Raw genomic sequence first — 19,325 nt, 5'->3', positions numbered from 1 at the left:
GCAGCCGCTGACCTCCCAGGATTGGTAGCCAGTCATGTCTCTAGAAATCGTTATTCTCGCTGCCGGTCAAGGCACTCGCATGCGTTCGGCGCTGCCAAAGGTGCTTCACCCGGTGGCAGGGAACTCCATGCTTGGCCATGTTATCCACAGCGCCCGCCAACTTGATCCACAGCGTATTCATGTGGTGATCGGCCATGGCGCCGATGTGGTACGCGAGCGTCTGGCTGCAGATGACTTGAACTTCGTGTTGCAGGACAAGCAACTTGGCACAGGTCACGCAGTGGCCCAGGCTGTACCGTTCATTACCGCCGATACCGTGTTGATTCTTTACGGTGACGTGCCGCTGATTGAAGTCCCGACCCTGCAACGCCTGCTCAAGCTTGTGGCGCCGCTGCAGATGGGGCTGTTGACCGTCGAACTCGATGACCCGACGGGTTATGGCCGTATCGTGCGCAATGCCGATGGTCGGGTGACCGCTATCGTCGAGCACAAAGATGCCAGCGAAGCCGAGCGTACGATTACTGAAGGCAACACCGGCATTCTGGCGGTACCGGCCAGTCATCTGGGCGACTGGATGAGCCGGCTCTCCAACAACAACGCCCAAGGCGAGTACTACCTGACCGACGTGATTGCCATGGCAGTCAGCGACGGTCTGGTGGTGGACACCGAGCAGCCTCACGACGCGATGGAAGTGCAGGGCGCCAACGACCGTATACAGCTCGCAGAGCTTGAACGTCATTATCAGTTGCGCGAAGGCCGTCGCCTGATGGCCCAGGGCGTGACGTTGCGCGATCCGGCACGGTTTGATGTGCGCGGTGAAGTGACTGTCGGCCGTGATGTGCTGATCGACATCAACGTGATTCTCGAAGGCCGGGTGGTCATCGAAGACGACGTGGTCATTGGTCCGAACTGCGTGATCAAGGACAGCACCCTGCGCAAGGGCGTGGTCATCAAGGCCAACAGCCACATCGACGGCGCGGTATTGGGCGAGGGCAGCGATGCCGGTCCGTTTGCACGCTTGCGTCCGGGCACCGTGCTGGAAGCCCGCGCCCATGTGGGTAACTTTGTCGAACTGAAGAATGCCCATCTGGGTGAAGGCGCCAAGGCCGGCCACTTGACCTACCTGGGCGATGCCGAAGTCGGCGCGCGGACCAACATTGGCGCCGGCACCATCACCTGCAACTATGATGGCGTCAACAAGTGGAAGACCGTCCTGGGTGAAGACGTATTCATTGGCTCCAACAACTCGTTGGTAGCGCCTGTGGATATCCTGGACGGCGCGACCACTGCGGCAGGTTCGACGATTACCTCAACTGTGGATAAATCCCAGTTGGCCGTTGGTCGGGCTCGGCAGAAGAATATCGACGGCTGGAAGCGTCCGGTGAAAGTCCAGAAGAGCTGAGTTATCCACAGATCGTAATATCAAAAGATCGCAGCCTGCGGCAGCTCCTACGGAATAGGTCTACCCGATCCTCGTAGGAACTGCCGCAGGCTGCGATCTTTTTATGGGTTATCCACAGATGTTTTTTCGCGCTCCGGCTTGACGAAGTTTCGCCGATAGGTTTTGATTGCTTTCGTTATATTTCGAATCGAAACTTACCAGCTCATGTCAAAGCGCAATACACCACAACGTCGCCACAATATCCTTGCCTTGCTCACTGAGCAGGGTGAAGTCAGTGTGGATCAATTGGCCAAGCGTTTTGAAACCTCTGAAGTTACAATTCGCAAAGATTTGGCGGCACTTGAAAGCAATGGCTTGTTGTTACGCCGTTACGGCGGTGCGATCACCATGCCGCAAGAGTTGGTCAGTGACGCGAGCCAATCCGTTTCCCTGTACAAACAAGCCATTGCGCAAGCCGCGGTGGCGCGGATTCGCGAACATGCGCGGATCATTATCGACAGTGGCAGCACCACGGCGGCGATGATTCCACAACTTGGCCAACAGCCGGGCCTGGTGGTCATGACCAATTCGTTGTACGTCGCCAATGCGTTGGGCGAACTTGAACATGAGCCTGTGCTGTTGATGACCGGGGGAACCTGGGACCCGCATTCCGAGTCATTCCAGGGGCAGGTCGCCGAGCAGGTCCTGCGCTCTTACGATTTTGATCAGTTGTTCATCGGTGCCGATGGCATTGATCTGGTACGAGGTACCACGACCTTTAATGAATTGCTCGGTCTAAGCCGAGTGATGGCCGACGTGGCCCGTGAAGTGATCGTGATGGTCGAATCCGACAAGATCGGCCGCAAGATTCCAAATCTGGAGCTGCCATGGAGCAGCATCCATACCCTTATTACCGATGATCGCCTGCTGCAAGAGGCTCGTGATCAGATTCAGGCCCGCGGCATTAACGTGATATGCGCGGCAATCAGCCAGGAGAAATAGCATGTGTGGAATTGTCGGTGCAGTCGCGGAACGTAATATCACCGCTATTTTGCTCGAAGGTCTGAAGCGCCTTGAATACCGCGGCTACGACAGCGCCGGCGTGGCGGTTTACACCAACGGTGAAAAACTCGAGCGCATGCGTCGCCCGGGCAAGGTCAGCGAACTGGAACAAGCTCTGGCGCAAGAGCCGCTGGTTGGCCGTCTGGGCATCGCCCACACCCGTTGGGCCACTCACGGTGCACCCTGCGAGCGTAATGCTCACCCGCATTTCTCCGGCGATCTGGCGGTGGTGCACAACGGCATCATCGAAAACCATGAAGCCCTGCGTGAGCAGCTCAAGGCAATGGGTTACGTGTTCACCTCGGACACCGATACTGAAGTCATTGCCCATTTGCTGAACCACAAACTCAAAGAACTCCCTGACCTGACCGTCGCTCTCAAGGCCACCGTCAAGGAGTTGCACGGCGCTTACGGGTTGGCCGTTATTAGCGCGCAACAACCGGATCGTCTGGTCGCAGCTCGCAGTGGCAGCCCACTGGTGATCGGCCTGGGTCTGGGCGAGAACTTCCTCGCGTCCGACCAGTTGGCATTGCGTCAGGTCACTGACCGTTTCATGTACCTGGAAGAGGGCGATATCGCGGAGATCCGCCGCGACAGCGTGCAGATCTGGGATATCGACGGCAACGTTGTCGAGCGCGAAGCGGTGCAGTACCGCGATAACACCGAATCCGCCGAGAAGGGCGAGTTCCGTCACTACATGCTCAAGGAAATCCACGAGCAGCCGTCGGTCGTGCAACGGACCCTGGAAGGCCGCCTCAGCCAGAATCAGGTCTTGGTGCAAGCATTTGGTCCGCAAGCTGCCGAGTTGTTCGCCAAGGTCCGCAACGTACAAATCGTCGCCTGCGGCACCAGCTATCACGCCGGTATGGTTGCGCGTTACTGGCTGGAAGAACTGGCCGGGATCCCGTGCCAGGTTGAAGTCGCCAGCGAATTCCGCTATCGCAAAGTGGTCGTTCAACCCGATTCGCTGTTCGTGACCATCTCCCAGTCGGGCGAAACCGCTGACACCCTTGCGGCACTGCGCAATGCCAAAGAGTTGGGTTTCCTCGCCAGTCTGGCGATCTGCAACGTTGGCATCAGTTCCCTGGTGCGTGAGTCCGATCTGACCTTGCTGACCCAAGCCGGTCGCGAAATCGGTGTGGCATCGACCAAAGCCTTTACCACTCAGTTGGTGGGCTTGTTGCTGTTGACACTGTCGCTGGGTCAGGTGCGTGGCACCTTGGCTGAAGGCGTGGAAGCGACACTGGTCGAAGAGCTTCGCCGTTTGCCTGCCCGCCTGGGTGAAGCGTTGGCCATGGACAGCATTGTGGAGAAAGTCGCCGAGCTGTTTGCCGACAAGAAACACACGCTGTTCCTGGGTCGTGGCGCACAGTACCCGGTGGCGATGGAAGGCTCGCTGAAGCTCAAGGAAATCTCCTACATCCACGCTGAAGCCTACCCGGCCGGCGAACTCAAGCATGGTCCGTTGGCGCTGGTCGACGACGACATGCCAGTAGTGACGGTGGCACCGAACAACGAGCTGTTGGAGAAGTTGAAATCCAACCTGCAGGAAGTTCGCGCCCGTGGTGGTCAGCTGATTGTGTTTGCTGACGAAAAAGCCGGCATGAGCAATGGCGAAGGCACGTATGTGGTCAACATGCCGCACATCCACGACATCCTGTCGCCGATCCTCTACACCATTCCGCTGCAACTGCTCTCGTACTACGTCGCTGTGCTTAAAGGCACTGACGTCGACCAACCGCGTAACCTGGCAAAATCGGTGACGGTGGAGTAAGTCATTGCGGCGATCAGGAGCTCGTGGTTGAGAACAACATAGTTTGTCTCCAGACAACATAGTGTGTCTCCGAACAACATAGTCTGTCACAATGGCTAACCCCCTGAATTCAGGGGGTTTTCTTTTTCTTAAAGCGCCATTTGTCCAGATTCACTGCTTCATTTCACTCAAGGGGTAAGCTGGAGAACGCTGATCACCATCTCGAGATGGTGCAGATTTTTTCCTATACCTATTTTTCGAGGCGAAGGTTTGCAGTGCGGCAGGGAGCGCAGGAGGTAGGGGTTGCGCGGTCGCAGGTTTGCCACAGAAGCCGACATTGATCGGCACATTTCAAATGGATTCGGCCAAGGGGCTGGAGCCAGCTACGTCCCGTGGCTACGTGTGCAGGATGTGCCCTCTCAAGGACATTCTCGAAAAGTCCAAGGAATCAAAGTCGATCGTCTGCACCACCTACTTTCTAATCTTGAATACGGCTACTTTTTAATCTGCGAATTTTCGGAAGATGTGGTCGACATCCGCGAACAATACCCGTTGCTTCCAAGAGCTAGCGCACAGGCCCTGGCTAGCGCAATGGGCTTGAAGTACCCCAAATACCCAAAGACCTCAGTCCCGTATGTGATGACGACGGATTTTCTCTTGACGGTCAAAAAACCAGATGGGAGCTCTGGAACCGTAGCCCGAACCGTCAAATACGAAGGAGATCTTGTGGGTGAGGGAGCCATCAGGACGCGCGAGAAGCTAGAGATCGAAAAGGAGTTTTGGAATGCGCAAGGCGTGGATTGGACAATAGTTACGGAAGCTGGCTTTACCGTTGAGTTGGTTCAAAATCTAGGTTTACTGCGAAAATTTGCTCAGATACCTCGTGCATTAGCACAACCTACGGTGGTGACAGACTTTCTCCGCAGCCTAAGAGAATTTCAGGGTTATCCTTGGACCACCGCTCAAGTTTTGAAAAAAATTTCAACGAAATTGTTCATTTCGTATCAGGATTCAAGAACTCTATATCATTACTTGATCTGGCATAAGCGTATTAAACTCGACTTGATACGTGCGCCTTTACAGATGGGATTACCTCTTCCAGAGCTGGTAATAGTCGAGGATACATCTCCCTATCGGAAGACAGCGGAGGGCGCACTATGAAAATCAAAATCAATGACGTTTTGGAGCCTGTAACTGAGCACTCGGCTATAGCTGCTTTGGTCCGAGTTTTGTGGCTAGATGAGATGCAAGACGCAGTTTGTCTGATCGAGATAACGGCAAATCCACCTCGGTTACCCTTTATATTGGGGTTGCAACAAATAAAGGCATCTATTTTAGCCGGAGATACGAAGACTGCTGCGATAAAAACACCGGAGTATTTACTGGTGCTAGAAGAGTCTCTCGACGAGAAACAAAGGTTAGATCGGGATAATAAGTGGAATATTATTTCACCGCTGATTATCTCTGAAGTTCCGGGTCAGATATTTTTTTCCGACGAACTGGGAAGGCTCGTGACAGCACGCGCAGCCGAGCTTAAGATGCACCGCAAACAAATTTATCGGCTTCTATGTAAGTACTGGATAAATGGTCAAATACGAAATGCTCTTCTGAAAAATTACACAAGCGTTGGAAAATCTGAGCGAGTGTACGATCCAGAGAAGCCCCCAGGCAGGAAGCCCAGATTTCAGGGAATTGAGTTGCAGCGGAACAAGTTTTTGGAGTCTGTGGATAAGAGCTGCATCAAGGTAGGTTATGCGCTCTATGTAGACAATGAAGAAGCGTCTCTAACTGACGCCTACCATAAAATGCTAGCCAAGTTTTACACGGAGAAGGATCTCTCGAAGAATCCTGAAGCCGGTTCACGTTTATTACCCTCAACAGAAATACCTTCTTTTCGTCAGTTCGATTATCAGGGCAAGAAGTTCTTCGATGTGGTGGCGACTGAGCGCGGTCGTATGGGAGAAAAAAAATGGTTGAAAGACCGTCGCCCTTTATCAGGTGCCGTCCAGGATAAGCTTCGCGGACCATGTCATCAGTTTGAGATTGACGCGACGATTGCCGACGTCTACTTGGTGAACAGTTACTCTCGCCACATGCTCATCGGGCGTCCAGTGATTTATGTGGTCATCGATAGCTTTTCTGGCCTGATCGTCGGCCTCTATGTAGGTTTGGAAGGTCCGAGCTGGAACGGCGCACGCCAGGCGCTTTTCAATGCTTTTACATCAAAGCAAGACTTCTGTGCTCTGAATGGCGTCACAATCGAACCTGCTGATTGGCCCTGCCACCACCTACCTCACGAGGTGTTCGCCGACCGGGGGGAAATGCTTGGGACAGCAGCCGAGGGACTTGCTACGGGTCTCGGCATCGAACTGGGTATCGCACCGCCGTATCGCCCAGATTGGAAGTCGATGGTGGAAAGCAGGTTCAACATCCTGAACTCTTTGACGGGCATCCGGTGGTTGCCCGGTGGCGTGGCAGCACGGGAGAAGGAAAGAGGGGATCGGGATTATCGCTTGGACGCGACCCTTAATATGAAAGAATTCACCAAAATCATCATTAAGTGTGTGCTTCACTACAATAGATTCAATCGCCAGCCTAAAAGACTCACAAAGCAAATGGTTGCTGACGATGTTGCACCTACCCCTTTGTCCATTTGGAACTGGGCATTGGAAAATGATTTTGTCGAGCCTAATTATCGGTCCGATGATCTGATTTATCTACATTTACTCCCGAGGGACAATGGGACGGTTCAAAAGGGAGGTGTGTTGTTCAAGGGTATGTATTACATAAGCGACATGGTCGTTGATAAAAACTGGCTTGCAAAAGCGCGAAGTCAAGGCGTCTGGTCGATTCAATGTTGGTACGATCCAAACTCAGCGGACCACATTTGGATTCAAGGGGGTGATAAACAATTTGTTCGCTGCGATTTAAGATATTCAGATCGCAAATATGCGAGTTATCGCACTGATGAAATCTACGATATGCTCGAGGCTTATCGTCAAACTCCGCCAACGCATAAACGGTCTGAGCTTGAGAGTCGGATCTCTCTTAACGATGAGATTGATGGTTTGGTAAACACTGCCTTGAAAGAGAAGAAAGAGGCGACAGCTCCTAAAACGAAAGCTGAGCACATCGGCAATATTCGTGAGAATCGTGCGGAAGAGCGTTTCCGGGAACGAGCAGAGGCTCAGGTCCCAGAGGGTGTCCGCAGCGTCGGTGTCGATGCGCCGCAGTTCCCTGAAGATCCTCCTGAGCATTACGCCGGTGCTCGCAGCGCCCAAGTGATAGACATGCTCAAACGAATTCGCCCCGGTAAGAAGCCATGAACGGCGTCCAAATTTTTGCCAGCTATACCAAGCAGCCGATTCCGGAGTACGCAGGCAACCCGCTCATCGAAGCGTTGCCGCCAATCCTCTCGGATGAAGCGGCGATGGGTCTCATCGCTAATCTTCCATATGAAGCGACTCCAGAGGAGCTGGCACTGGAACGCTCAATACGAATCCATTGCATCGATCGGTTACGGTCTGTCATCCAGCCAATGATGATTCACTTGGAACTTGAGTCGTTGTTCTCGCTGTTGATCCGGCGAGGCTACGTGGGGCGCAACCCGACCTCACCAGCGACTGTCAGGCACCTTCACTCGCTCTCTGGGGCTCAGCGGTACCATGATGGATTCAAATCGACTGCGGAGACATTCAGCTTGGTTGGGCTGAGCGGCATCGGAAAATCCACGGCGCTATGGGCCATCCTCAGCCTTTACCCCCAAACCATCAGGCATGAACGCTATGAGGGTAAACAGTTCGTTCATACACAGATCACTTGGTTGAAGCTTGATTGTCCTCGGGACGGTTCTCTTGCCGGGTTCTGTCAGGAGTTCTTTATCGCTGTTGGGAAAGCGTTGGGTGATGAGGATTACCATAAGCGGTTCCGAGCCAGGAACATTAATGACTCGCTGCAGATGATGGCCCAGGTAGCGAGCACATTCTTCATTGGTGCGCTGCTCATCGATGAGATTCAGAATCTGCATTTTGCCAAGACAGGCGGTAAAGACAGCATGCTGAATTTCTTTCTGCACCTGGTAAATAATATCGGTATACCGGTCGTCTTCATCGGCACCAATTCGATGGTCAGCCTGTTTTCAGGTGTGTTGAGAAACGCACGCCGCTGCTGCGATGCTGGAATCATCGAATTCAAGCGGTTTGAAAAGGAAAGTGACGAGTGGAAAATGCTGGTCGAGAACCTCTGGAGCTACCAATGGTGCCAACAGCGAGCTGACTTGACTCACGACATCTACGATGCGCTCTACGACCATACGCAGGGTGTGACGGATTTCCTGGTGAAGCTGCTAGTGCTCACACAACGCTACGTGATTCAAAGTGGCTCAGAATGCATAACGGCGGCAGACATCAGGCTCGTCAGCGACTCCAAGATGCAGATACTGAAGCCCGCGCTGTCTGCATTGCGCAGCCGCGACCCAAAGCGGATGAGTCAGTTTGAAGATCTACTTCCGATTGACGAACAGCTGGCTGACATGATGGCTTTTGACTTTGTGCCCCGGCCGGATCGTCTAGCATTGCTGCGCAGCTTCAAGAAGCAGGGCCCTAGCATTCCACCAAGCATGACTGATGCAGCGAAGAGCGTCATCAGGGTGACCACTCCCGCCGCTGTTGTGGTTACTGAAACATCAATGGCCCGAACTATAAGCAGCAGCGAAGACCCACTAAGGGCTATGCAAAATGCAGGATGGCTGAATCAGGACTTGTTTGAGTTTTCGCCGCTGTACCGCAAGGGGTAAACAATAGAGGGATGTGAAATGAAGCACAGCTTTCATTTCTTTCCTGAGCCCTTCCCTGACGAAACGCTGCACAGCGTTTTGTCTAGGTACGTTCGGCTTTATGGTTTAGGGGCACGCAGCGAGATATTCGCCAGTACTCTGTGGGAAGGAAGCTTTTCGGAGAATGTCCCTTTTCCCTGCCACCTCGCTAAGCTCGTGGACGAATTGCCACACAGTGTCGGCTTGACCGTGGCCCAGGTAATTGAACGTCACACTCTCCTGCCGTATTACCAGCCCTTCCTGTCCGTACATCAGTTTCAACATGCCCGAGAGCAGATGGCACATCGGGGAGGTGGAGGACTCAAACTCAGGTTGGGGTTGATCGCAAGTCGCCTTGAAAATGCGTCGAGAGTTCGATTTTGCCCCACCTGCTTAGATCAGGACGATGCGAGTATGGGGGTCGCTTATTGGCATCGTGTACATCAGCTTCCAGGCGTCTTCATCTGTCCCCATCACGTGGAGCCGTTGGTGGTCCTGGATCACCGCAGTTTGACTTGTTGCAGGAAGAGGCTCTTGCTTCCCGAGGACGATGCCGTCCAATCGCGCGCTTTGCCCTTAGAAATCCCCACAGATCGACGCCGCGAGCTATTAGAGATTGCTCAACGTTCACTTGAGGTGCTTCAGGCCAATGCGTCCCCGCAGTCTGCGAACAAAGTTCGAAGGTTACTTCTAGAAGGTGCGGCGGCTCTGGAGCTGGCCCATCATGGTCGGCTGCGTTTGGGGCCGCTGGCGCGACACATGGACGCGTATTTCCACCGTCTTCCAACCACCGGCGAATTCTCCATTCTTGCAAGCGATCCGAATGAAACTCCTGCGTCTTGGGTGACCAAGCTTCTGCGAAAACCGCGAGGCACTCACCATCCTCTGAAGTTCATCCTCCTTGCCAGTGCGCTGAACGTAGACGTCACCCAACTTTTCATCAGGGAAGACATTGCTCTAAACGCGATGGCCATGGGAACTTCGCCGCCAGTCCCTTTACCGATTCCCGATCTACCTGGCGAACAAGCTGCGCAATGTAAATCTGGTACTGAAACTGCTGTGCAGCATTCGATTTTGGCTTGGGCGGAAAAAGGAATGGATGCGACAGAAATCGCATCAAAATTGGGTATATCCCTAGCCAGTGTTTATCGCGGCATTCGAGCGCACGAGCAGGGTACTGAGCGGTGGAAACAGTGCAAGTTTGAAAGATGTCTTGCTCAACGGCGGGATCATTTTGAGAGCCAGTATCAAGATCGTCTGGCTCATGAGTGTTCTGATTATATGTGGCTATACAGGCATGATCAGGCATGGCTTACCCAGCGGTGCAATCTGCTTAGTCGTCATGGAAGCAATCGGCGACGGAACAGTCCGTTTCGTCAGCTTGACCCTTACCTTGCATCCAAAATCTTTGATTGTGCAGAAAGTCTTCGCGCGCTGCCCGGCAAGCCGATTCGGATTACTCAAACCCGGATTGGTCGAGAACTGGATACCATTGCTCGATTCGAGAAGCAGCTTAAGAAACTTCCGATGTGCGCGGCTGCACTGACGTCAGTTTGCGAGAGCCGTGACAACTTTCATCAGCGCCGATTGCAATGGGCGGAACAGCAATTGATGCGAGAAGGTAAACCCGTCACTACAGCATGGCTCTACAAAACTGCGTGCATTAGACCTAATTGATTGGAAATCAAATCCAGGCTTTTGGCGTAAGCGATTTCTTGCATAAATTATTGCACCCACCGTTAAAAATAGTCTGGAGCACCTGCCTTCCCTGATTTTATCGCAATATAAGACCTACCCCCCATAGGCCCATGGTGACCTGGAGGGCCTTTCCACTGTCGGCTAACATTGGTTGTTGCAAGTAGCGACTCAGGATTGACACCTGTGCTCATCAATTTTTCTAGATCCCACTCGAAATGATTGATTAATGCACTCCAAGCCTGGATAGGTACGGAGGTCAATAATTGTAGACTGGATGTATTAGGGGGGAGCTTTAAACGGGACATTTCCGACAACGCCCAAATGGCTCTTCTTAAGTGAAAATGCCATGAAGATTCGTGATGGATTTCCAACTGTTGAGCTACGCGCGGAAACAGAATTTTCCGATCTGCAGGGCTTGGTGGAACCCTACTCGGCAATAAAGCTATCATGTTGGTTATATTAACTCGAATCTGTTTTTGGCTGAAAATATAGAGCTCTTCGACCCGTTCAGCGATGACCTTCGCATATGCTTCATCACGACGATCAGCAGGTTGCTCAGTCTTTGCTTTTGTTACAGGGCCATTCGCAAGGATTTCCGTAAGCCATGGTTTATCGTTAGCAATAAGCCAGAGCGTCGCCTGATATGCATTGGCCCACAAGTAGTCTAAGCTCAGTCCAGGTCTCGCCTCGATGAGCTGAGTCACTTTTTGGCGGTGAAGTTTCCGCTTGCTTAACGAAGGGGCCTTTGGTTGTGTCTGTAGCCCTTTCTTACAACTAAAGAGTAATGACTCAGTTGCGAGTTTTTTCTCAAAGCTATCCACAGTTTGAAATAAATGGTAAGCCATGATGAGATGCCGTGTGATCGGCATATCGAGCAAGCCATTAACTGTCGTAGTTCGGATCCATTGATTATGCTTACCTGCGGCATATGCGTTATCAATTTTTGCTAACCATTTAGGTCCGAATGTTGATTGGATGCTTTCAAATAATTTGGCGCGCGACATGAACTGCCCATGGGTAAAGCCCATTTTTTTTGCTTGGCGGGTATAAAATGCCGCCAAGACTTCGCTTTTCACTGCTGGTAGATTGCGATCAAGCAATTCCTTAGCAAATAGCGCAAAATTCTGTTCGAGTTCTAGCCCCGTTTCGGGTAAGTGTGAGCTTAATGGGCTCCATCCGCAGACACATTGAGCTGCGAGACTGGGTAATAACTTATTCGAACGATAAAATGGATGCGAGCATTTTGGGCAAGCCTGAAGTAACACTTCCCCATGTCGCCAACAAGCTGTTACTCCAGGTATATGGTGCGCTCGGTGCCAATACGAATGACCTGTTTCAATAAGGTCATCTTGCACACATGACAGACATATTTTTGCCATGCTATGGGCGCTGACTTCTCTTCGAGGAATTCTTGCTACCGCAGAAATAATACTTTCATCACGGAGTTCATCATTGCCTTTTGATATGCCTAAAAACGGTTTGTATACAGGCAATATGGTGTTGGAAAGAAGTAACTCATTAAGATTGAGTTCTTTGTCTCCAGGTAAGCGAGAAGCCAGATCATCAATCCTATTTGGGATGATTTTCATTGCAAATGGAGCGGTATCGAAAATATCCCTGAATGTTTCATTTTCGGATCTGTTTCCAGATAGCATGTGGTATCTGGAGATACGAGACTGGAGTGTTTCGTCAGGCATTGAAGCGGGAAAGAATAAAATACTTGCTGACATATTTATCAATGTTCTAGATCTATATCCATGCTCAGGTCTTTTACTGCCATTACAACCTGAACCTCCAGTAGTCGCGCAATACTGATAGCATGAATCCCCATCAGAGCGATAGATCCCGATCCACTTTTCTGCGCGGGAGAATTATTGTCTACGTTACTATCTGTTCGAGTCACTCATACCCATACCTATTCATCGATTTAGGAAATTTGGCTTCAATGTGGCTGTAGCCTTGATCGAGCACGAGGCTTGCGGCATCGCGTTTGAATTCAGCGGAAAAGGAACGACGTTGCTTGGTCATCAGATACCTCTATCTGGCGAGCATTCTCGCCTAAATGGGTGTCCGGTTTCATTAGACCACTACAGTGTGCGGCCAGCACGAATGGGAACCTTCGATCGCTCTGGTAGGTGCTGCGCGTACCTGCCCCTTACGTTCGAACCTTCATATGGGGGATATGTACTTTCCACCTGTGGAGGATCGTAGATTTTCCATATAGCTTTCGAGTCCAGTTCTGACGCATGCGTAGTCATTCGGCGCAGCCCGCCCAAAAATGATGCTCAATGCAGTGTCCACCTCAGGTCTCGCTCGGATTTTTTCCGAGACTACAGCGAGACCCACACTTTCCAGAATGATGAACAATGCTTCCTCAAGACAAATCAAACGAGCCCAAAGCGCGTCGATCACAGGCTCGTCATCAATCTGAGCGAGAGCTACGAATGCTCTCTTGTCACCACTGATTACTGAGTCCTCTTCGGCTTCATGCAACGCAGCAAACAGCGTCGCTTCTCCAGTATCCAGATCAGGCCGATTCAAGCTGAGTATGGGATTAGCAGTATCAGCTACCACGACTACTTCCGATGCCGCGGCGATCAATTGGCTAGCGAGTTCAACCGCTTCAGCCGAGCCCAATTTAGCTAAAGCAGAAGCAGGATTGGCCAACTTGAGTTGGAATCGAAGTTGAGGGAGGACAGCGAATCCATCAAGCCCGCGCCTGAGTGCCGTAGCCAGCTCATTTAGCAGATGGTACTGGCAGATTTTGCGGGCCACATCGCTGTCGAGTAAGTACAAGGAATACCTACCTCCCAAATCCCTGGATGAACAAAACATGTTCCTGGTTTTCTTCGCTCAGAGAATCCAAGGCTGTGTTAGCCCTGAATTTTTGCTCCACAAGCTCAATGGCTCCAACCGGGTTGGGCATGAAGTTAAGTGCTTGGTTAGCTCTAGCCCAGTCATCATGTTCTTTGGCGTAAGAAAGAATCAGATGACCTGGATCAATCGCGTGCGCCCGGCCAACTGACATCGCGCTCGATGCAAGCGTAGCAGCGGAATCTGGACGGCCCATTTCGCGTACAGGATTAGGGTGCCCGTTTCTCAACAAAACGAGAGCAAATGCATCTGCCTCACGCTCCTCGCCATCCTTTCTAACCGCCTGGCTCCCCAGAAGGGTATCGGCAACACCCGAGATGTCCTCATCAATGAGGACACCATTATTTTCAAGATGGCCGCATAGAATGTGGGCCAACTCGTGGGCCAAAACAAAGAGCTGCCTGGAGTGCTGGGCGGTATTGAAGCCCAAAATGATTGCAGGCCGGCCGTCAACGTTCACCGTCATTCCGGTCATACGTTTTGTGTTTTTTGGCATTCCTTTTAAAAAAAGAACCGGAATCCCACAGGCCCAACATAAGTCCAAAAGCCCCTCAAAATCGACAAAGGGTTTGTTCGACTTGGACAGCACCAAAGCACGAATAGCCAATGGATCAGCTTGTGGAGGTTCATAAGGCATAGACGTGCAGAAAATTGCTAGCCTCGCTAAGGCTATGCCCAGGCTGGCAGCTATGTTCAGTTCTTCTTCATGGGTGTCACTACGCCGTTTGTAGCGCGCCTGTGGCGCTGCCATTTGGATCTCCAGCGCTCCGTCCTGACCGAACTGAACGTTCAGGCCCAACCGCTGCTTCAAGATCATCGCAAATTGGAAAGCGCCCGCACTCGTTTTGAAAAGACTGTTGTCCCACCAATCAGGCAACAGTTTCTCTACATAGGGACGTGGGTATCCAGCTGCTTTCAAGCTATCAAACGCAGATTTCACCGTTATTGGAGTCGTGGCCTCACGCATTGCATCCTCCTATAACGCATTTTTCGAAAATCATTTTCCCATACTCGCTCGACGATGGGCGAAAAGCAGGTCTGCTAATCGACGAGCGTGTTCTTCACTTCCGTCCCAGATAACGCCTAGGGCATCCATCAAGACCTGGGAAGTTGCAGGATTAACCGGATCAACCACAATCGAAACATTCGCATAAATGCATAGCTGACGGATGGTTTTCGTCAGTCTCTTGGGTTGACCGAAAAGGTTGCGATAGATCTGAGACTGAGAAATTCCTGTGAGCTTAGCTATGCCAACGCTGGATGTCACACCTTGGTCAGCAAAGAATTTCTGAAGCTCCGAGACTACCTGAACTGTGGATTTATGCATATTCATGCAATAATAATAGACTATTTGCATAGTCATGAGGATGCTCAGATATCAATCAAAGATGGCTAATTGGGTTATGCTGACCCGCTTTTTTGGCGCCCTGCCAAATCCTGGGACATGAAATGCGCGAAGCCGAGATAAAACGAGCTCTGGCACTGCACCTCAATAATTTGCCGGAAAATCTTCCTGGCTCATTCCTTGAAGAGGTTGAGCTGAGCGGCGGTGAGATACGTGCCGACCTCGTGCATGTGATGGATATGCACTGCTATGAAATCAAAAGCGAAGCGGACACCCTCAAACGTTTGATAGGTCAGGGGGCTCGTTATGCAAGAGTTTTCGATCGAATTACACTGGTAACGGCAGAACGACATTTGAAGAAAGCCCTGCCGATTCTTCCCAGCTGGTGGGGAATTCTCATCCTGCCGGATGAAACCACAGACAAATTCAAACAAATCCGATCGGCAAAACCCAACAAGCGGCACCAACCTGACGTGCTTGCCACACTGCTCAAGCGTGATGAGGCGCTTCACCTGCTCGATAAGCTTGGCAAGCTACGGGGATGGAAAAGTAAAAGTCTTTACCAGATTCAAGCCTACATTGCTCAGATCCTGAGCCTTGATGAGTTACGTCAGCAGGTTCGAGAGTATCTTCTGAAGCGGGTTGGCCTTTCTCAACCTATTCACTGCCAGGAAGAGCTCATCGACGAGATCGAAAGCCTCACAACGGACCTTTGCCCTGCCAACGTGGACGAAAAGCCCCGTACCTTCTCTATATAGAAGGAAGGGGCAATTGCTCTCATTCATACGTAAAAGACTCACCTTTTGCGCGAAAAAATTCCGACAGGTACCTGGAGCAGGGCAACAGCGCAGTCCTTATCTCCTAGGGAATGCGCTGAACATATCGATCCTCGCAGCCGGATATGCCTGGTCAGTACTGCTCCTTGACCACCACCGCAATGTGATGGCTCCAACCTTCCGTGATGTGGTAATGGCCACAGCGTTTTTTGGTAAGCAGTACTGCCGGGTCCGCACGCTCAGCCAAGAGTTCGTCACCGAATGAATATGCTGGGCCCTTGAAGTCAGCTGCGTAAGCGTTAACCATGATTTCAGAAATCGCGACGGAGTCCGTTTTTTTCTTACCGTCGGCCCGAAGAATGAGCCAATCGTTATTCCGCGTATAACGGATTGCCACCCGGGCGCCCCGACGTGTTAAAGCCTCTTCAGTCCAAACAGGAGAAAGAACTCCGTAATCGCTGAAGCCGATTCTCATGCCAGGAGCTGCGGCGTTAAGATCACTCCAGAACGACCAATCTCGCCGGTTGAAAACCCCCACACCAGTTTTTACCGCAGCGAGGCTTTCAGGGTAAGCGCCGGACGCGACATGGATGCTGGTGAAGTCAAGCTGCTGGAACTGCGACAACTCCGTGGAGAATCGCTGAGTATCTGCGTTTGTCCATGTTTGCGGAGCAACGCCGAGGTCAATGATCAAACTCATTCGTAGTCCATGAGCAGCTAGGGCGTTGTAAGCCGCCGTAACATTGGCCACATGATCAGCAGTGATTGATAGCGCAGCTACCCGTAAGCGCAGTGCAGCTTCACCAAAGGAGGCTGCCAAAGTCTGGAGTGGTGCACCAAGCCCCGGCACATCGTAAGGATTGAACACAGGAACGATGGGGAGCCCCAGCCCGTTTGCTGAGGCCAGGAAATCATGCAACTCGCGTTTTCGATTTGCCGTCAAAACTCCTTTAGGATCGGCATAATCGACCAACGCCGAACTATCCCACGTACCATTAAACGCACCCATGAGATTTATGTGTTGTGCAGAATCTCTGACTTCTACGCAAGGAAGCACATGCCTCCCTACATCGGCAGCGACCTTTTTAAGCGCCTTCTGCTCGTAGGACTGCCACTTAATAATGGGAATGTACGGGGGATGCTCAGGGAAATTTGTCGCCATGTTATTACCGCTCCTTGGTTCATCTTGGTGGCAAAGGAATATCACGGCGCTCCGGGCATTTCCATCCTCTGATTGTCGATTGCTCGCCACCACAAGGCTAATATTTGTAACAGCCGAACTGAATTACGAATCAATCGCGAGGCCCTATTAATCCGGGGCTGGGGTTCAGGTTTACCGCACATGTCTGGAGGGGAAGCTGGCGACACAGGGTGTCTACGGTCTGATCCGCCACCCGCAATACACCGGGATCATGCTAGCGGTTTTTGGACAGGTCATTCATTGGCCGACAGTTATCACATTATTATTTCCCCTGATCGTGTTGGTTTATGTCCGTCTAGCGAAGCGGGAGGAGTCGGCCTTGCCGAGCGCTTTGGTGAGGAGTATCAGACCTATCGGCAGCGGGTGCCCATGTTGTTCCCACGTCTGCGGAATTGGCGGGAGTTCATCCATTCACTGCTCTTTGCTTATCCGCAGTAGCCTGATGCAACCGAGTCTAAGTGGCGATCACATCATCGCGAAACGGTTTACACGGACTATATGAGCGAAAAAAGGCGCCTAATTCAGGCGCCTGAATCCATCCTCCAAACCAAAGGAGCCAAACAGGAGGACGGTGGAGCAATCAACTCTTCATTCACGCTGCATTGCCGCAAGCCTTTCGCTGATCTGTGCGCCTATCAATGGTGGATGGGCTGGTCCGGTACCAGCTTGTGAATACCGAACCCAGCCATACCATTGTTACTTCAGGGGCTTGATCGACACGATGGTGGCTGCCATGCCTTCGGCACGAAACTCAAACGCTACTTGATCCCCAGCCTTCAAGCCTGCCAGTTGTTTGGTTGTTGCGTTGAATGCCATGGTCATGGCGGGCCACTGCACGGCTGGAACGGCGCCATGGGCGATAGTCACCGTATGTTTCGTGGTGTCGATAGCCTTGATCGTGCCCTCGGCTTTGGCCACTGGAGCCTGCTCGGTCTCCTGCGCCATCTGCATGCCCTTCATGGGCATAGCGTCCATCTTCATACCCGGCATGTCTTCTGCCTGAGCAGAAAGAGACAGTGCGACAACGGTGCTTGCAACGGCGATCAGGGTCAGTTTCATACGACTTTTCCTTGAGGGGTGGTGGATACAACGGGGAGGTGCCGACGGCGCATCAAACGGTAGGCCGCCGGAATAACGAATAGGGATAACAAGGGCGCAGTGACCATGCCGCCAACCATAGGCGTGGCGATGCGACTCATCACTTCGCTGCCGGTGCCGCTGCCCAACAGGATGGGTAACAGGCCGGCGATGATGACGGCCACGGTCATGGCCTTGGGTCGAACGCGTTGCACGGCGCCTTCACGAATCGCGGCGACCAGCCCACGCTCGGTGCTGTCGCCGAGATCTTCACGTTCGGCCCAGGCGTTCTTCAGGTAGAGCAGCATGATCACGCCAAACTCGGCAGACACACCTGCTAGCGCGATAAATCCGACTCCAGTGGCCACCGACAGGTTGAATCCCAACAGATAGAGGAACCATGCGCCACCAGTGAGGGCAAATGGCAGAGTGGCCATGATCAGCAAGGCCTCGTCGAAGCGGGCGAAGGTCAGGTAGAGCAGCACGAAAATGATCAGCAACGTCGCCGGCACCACCAGCTTGAGTCGTGCGTTGGCCCTTTCGAGAAATTCGAACTGCCCCGAGTAGCTCAGGCTCATGCCGGGCTGCAACTTGACCTGCTCACTGACGACCCGGCGTAGGTCGGCGACCACCGAGGCAATATCCCGGCCACGCACGTCGATATACACCCAGCCGGAAGGCCGTGCGTTCTCGCTCTTGAGCATCGGCGGCCCGTCACTGACCTTGACCTTCGCTACAGTGCCGAGGGTGATCTGACTACCCAGTGGGGTGTAGATCGGCAACTGTTCCAAGGCACCGAGCGAGTCACGCCACTCACGGGGATAACGGACGTTGATCGGGAAGCGGGCGAGCCCTTCAATGGTCTCCCCGATGTTTTCACCACCGATAGCACCGGCGACGATTGACTGCACATCGGCGATGTTTAGTCCGTAGCGTGCAGCGGCTTGACGATCGATATCCACATCAATGTAACGGCCACCGGTCAGGCGTTCGGCCAGGGCCGAACTGACACCGGGCACGTCCTTGGCTACGCGCTCGACGGCCTGAGTCGCCGCATCGATTTCTGTCAGGTTGGTGCCGGCAATTTTTACCCCTATCGGGCTCTTGATTCCGGTGGCGAGCATGTCGATTCGATTGCGGATCGGCGGTATCCAGATGTTAGTCAGTCCAGGCACGCGAACCACCCGATCCAGCTCATCCACCAGTTTTTCCTGGGTCATACCAGGGCGCCACTGCTCATGCGGCTTGAACTGGATAGTGGTCTCGAACATCTCCAGCGGCGCCGGGTCGGTGGCTGTTTCGGCGCGGCCCGCTTTACCGAAGACGTGGTCGACTTCAGGAACCG

At 52.5% G+C, this 19,325-nt stretch carries 17 protein-coding genes; 9 read left to right on the top strand and 8 right to left on the bottom strand.

Annotated elements, in window-relative coordinates:
* Nucleotides 1-34: 34 nt before the first annotated feature.
* The 7 genes from glmU (at nt 35) to FPT12_RS16805 (ending at nt 10,686) form a co-directional block, all read left to right on the top strand.
* On the top strand, nt 35-1,402 hold the full coding sequence (glmU, locus tag FPT12_RS16835; protein WP_145017636.1) for a bifunctional UDP-N-acetylglucosamine diphosphorylase/glucosamine-1-phosphate N-acetyltransferase GlmU: 1,368 nt from the start codon (nt 35-37) through the stop codon (nt 1,400-1,402).
* Nucleotides 1,403-1,606: 204 nt separating this feature from the next.
* The gene (locus FPT12_RS16830; RefSeq protein WP_145017634.1) at nt 1,607-2,383 is read left to right on the top strand and encodes a DeoR/GlpR family DNA-binding transcription regulator; all 777 of its coding nucleotides are present in this window, start codon (nt 1,607-1,609) and stop codon (nt 2,381-2,383) included.
* Between the two features lies 1 nt (nt 2,384).
* The gene (gene glmS / locus FPT12_RS16825) at nt 2,385-4,217 is read left to right on the top strand and encodes a glutamine--fructose-6-phosphate transaminase (isomerizing) (RefSeq protein ID WP_145017632.1); all 1,833 of its coding nucleotides are present in this window, start codon (nt 2,385-2,387) and stop codon (nt 4,215-4,217) included.
* A gap of 282 nt (nt 4,218-4,499) precedes the next feature.
* The gene (locus FPT12_RS16820; protein WP_145017630.1) at nt 4,500-5,357 is read left to right on the top strand and encodes a TnsA endonuclease N-terminal domain-containing protein; all 858 of its coding nucleotides are present in this window, start codon (nt 4,500-4,502) and stop codon (nt 5,355-5,357) included.
* On the top strand, nt 5,354-7,522 hold the full coding sequence (locus FPT12_RS16815; RefSeq protein ID WP_145017628.1) for a Mu transposase C-terminal domain-containing protein: 2,169 nt from the start codon (nt 5,354-5,356) through the stop codon (nt 7,520-7,522). The genes FPT12_RS16820 and FPT12_RS16815 overlap by 4 nt, the downstream gene beginning before the upstream one ends.
* The gene (locus FPT12_RS16810) at nt 7,519-8,991 is read left to right on the top strand and encodes an ATP-binding protein (protein WP_145017626.1); all 1,473 of its coding nucleotides are present in this window, start codon (nt 7,519-7,521) and stop codon (nt 8,989-8,991) included. Before FPT12_RS16815 ends, FPT12_RS16810 begins: the two co-directional genes overlap by 4 nt.
* Before the next feature lie 18 nt (nt 8,992-9,009).
* Entirely contained in the window at nt 9,010-10,686 is a 1,677-nt protein-coding gene (locus tag FPT12_RS16805; RefSeq protein ID WP_145017624.1) for a TnsD family Tn7-like transposition protein, read from the top strand.
* A gap of 62 nt (nt 10,687-10,748) precedes the next feature.
* Here the strand turns inward: FPT12_RS16805 and FPT12_RS16800 are convergent, their stop codons facing one another.
* The 5 genes from FPT12_RS16800 to FPT12_RS16780 all read right to left on the bottom strand — a co-directional run bounded on the left by FPT12_RS16800 (nt 10,749) and on the right by FPT12_RS16780 (nt 14,944).
* A complete protein-coding gene (locus FPT12_RS16800) occupies nt 10,749-12,437 on the bottom strand; it encodes a TnsD family Tn7-like transposition protein (protein ID WP_145017622.1) in 1,689 nt (562 codons plus the stop codon).
* Between the two features lie 169 nt (nt 12,438-12,606).
* Nucleotides 12,607-12,735 (bottom strand): hypothetical protein, encoded by a 129-nt coding sequence (locus FPT12_RS16795; protein ID WP_371922572.1) that lies wholly within the window; start codon nt 12,733-12,735, stop codon nt 12,607-12,609.
* A gap of 141 nt (nt 12,736-12,876) precedes the next feature.
* The gene (locus tag FPT12_RS16790; protein WP_145017620.1) at nt 12,877-13,503 is read right to left on the bottom strand and encodes a hypothetical protein; all 627 of its coding nucleotides are present in this window, start codon (nt 13,501-13,503) and stop codon (nt 12,877-12,879) included.
* A 7-nt stretch (nt 13,504-13,510) separates the two neighbouring features.
* A complete protein-coding gene (locus FPT12_RS16785; protein WP_145017618.1) occupies nt 13,511-14,548 on the bottom strand; it encodes an ImmA/IrrE family metallo-endopeptidase in 1,038 nt (345 codons plus the stop codon).
* Between the two features lie 30 nt (nt 14,549-14,578).
* On the bottom strand, nt 14,579-14,944 hold the full coding sequence (locus tag FPT12_RS16780) for a hypothetical protein (RefSeq protein WP_145017616.1): 366 nt from the start codon (nt 14,942-14,944) through the stop codon (nt 14,579-14,581).
* Between the two features lie 86 nt (nt 14,945-15,030).
* On the opposite strand from FPT12_RS16780, the gene FPT12_RS16775 reads away from it, so the two are divergent.
* A complete protein-coding gene (locus FPT12_RS16775) occupies nt 15,031-15,684 on the top strand; it encodes a sce7726 family protein (RefSeq protein WP_145017614.1) in 654 nt (217 codons plus the stop codon).
* A gap of 151 nt (nt 15,685-15,835) precedes the next feature.
* Here the strand turns inward: FPT12_RS16775 and FPT12_RS16770 are convergent, their stop codons facing one another.
* A complete protein-coding gene (locus FPT12_RS16770; protein WP_145017612.1) occupies nt 15,836-16,864 on the bottom strand; it encodes a hypothetical protein in 1,029 nt (342 codons plus the stop codon).
* A 184-nt stretch (nt 16,865-17,048) separates the two neighbouring features.
* On the opposite strand from FPT12_RS16770, the gene FPT12_RS16765 reads away from it, so the two are divergent.
* Nucleotides 17,049-17,405 carry an isoprenylcysteine carboxylmethyltransferase family protein gene (locus FPT12_RS16765; protein ID WP_306108841.1) on the top strand — a complete coding sequence of 119 codons (357 nt, stop codon included), beginning with the start codon at nt 17,049-17,051 and terminating at the stop codon, nt 17,403-17,405.
* Between the two features lie 194 nt (nt 17,406-17,599).
* Here FPT12_RS16765 and FPT12_RS16760 read toward each other — a convergent pair whose 3' ends face one another.
* Together FPT12_RS16760 and FPT12_RS16755 are read right to left on the bottom strand one after the other, a co-directional pair.
* Nucleotides 17,600-17,962 (bottom strand): copper-binding protein, encoded by a 363-nt coding sequence (locus FPT12_RS16760; protein WP_145017610.1) that lies wholly within the window; start codon nt 17,960-17,962, stop codon nt 17,600-17,602.
* Nucleotides 17,959-19,325: efflux RND transporter permease subunit (locus tag FPT12_RS16755; protein WP_145017607.1), on the bottom strand; the 1,367-nt coding region annotated here is incomplete at its 5' end. The genes FPT12_RS16755 and FPT12_RS16760, both read right to left, overlap by 4 nt.

Source organism: Pseudomonas sp. H3(2019) (genome assembly GCF_007713465.1).
Classification (GTDB): domain Bacteria; phylum Pseudomonadota; class Gammaproteobacteria; order Pseudomonadales; family Pseudomonadaceae; genus Aquipseudomonas.
Note: the sequence above shows the minus strand (reverse complement) of the source record. Positions and strands in the feature narration are given on the sequence as shown.

Bases quoted from the DNA above. Each gene is read 5' to 3' on its own strand.
- glmU (WP_145017636.1), top strand. From the start codon at position 35: ATGTCTCTAGAAATCGTTATTCTCGCTGCCGGTCAAGGCACTCGCATG.
- FPT12_RS16830 (WP_145017634.1), top strand. From the start codon at position 1,607: ATGTCAAAGCGCAATACACCACAACGTCGCCACAATATCCTTGCCTTG.
- glmS (WP_145017632.1), top strand. From the start codon at position 2,385: ATGTGTGGAATTGTCGGTGCAGTCGCGGAACGTAATATCACCGCTATT.
- FPT12_RS16815 (WP_145017628.1), top strand. From the start codon at position 5,354: ATGAAAATCAAAATCAATGACGTTTTGGAGCCTGTAACTGAGCACTCG.
- FPT12_RS16810 (WP_145017626.1), top strand. From the start codon at position 7,519: ATGAACGGCGTCCAAATTTTTGCCAGCTATACCAAGCAGCCGATTCCG.
- FPT12_RS16805 (WP_145017624.1), top strand. From the start codon at position 9,010: ATGAAGCACAGCTTTCATTTCTTTCCTGAGCCCTTCCCTGACGAAACG.
- FPT12_RS16800 (WP_145017622.1), bottom strand. From the start codon at position 12,437: ATGTCAGCAAGTATTTTATTCTTTCCCGCTTCAATGCCTGACGAAACA.
- FPT12_RS16795 (WP_371922572.1), bottom strand. From the start codon at position 12,735: ATGACCAAGCAACGTCGTTCCTTTTCCGCTGAATTCAAACGCGATGCC.
- FPT12_RS16785 (WP_145017618.1), bottom strand. From the start codon at position 14,548: ATGCGTGAGGCCACGACTCCAATAACGGTGAAATCTGCGTTTGATAGC.
- FPT12_RS16780 (WP_145017616.1), bottom strand. From the start codon at position 14,944: ATGACTATGCAAATAGTCTATTATTATTGCATGAATATGCATAAATCC.
- FPT12_RS16775 (WP_145017614.1), top strand. From the start codon at position 15,031: ATGCGCGAAGCCGAGATAAAACGAGCTCTGGCACTGCACCTCAATAAT.
- FPT12_RS16770 (WP_145017612.1), bottom strand. From the start codon at position 16,864: ATGGCGACAAATTTCCCTGAGCATCCCCCGTACATTCCCATTATTAAG.
- FPT12_RS16760 (WP_145017610.1), bottom strand. From the start codon at position 17,962: ATGAAACTGACCCTGATCGCCGTTGCAAGCACCGTTGTCGCACTGTCT.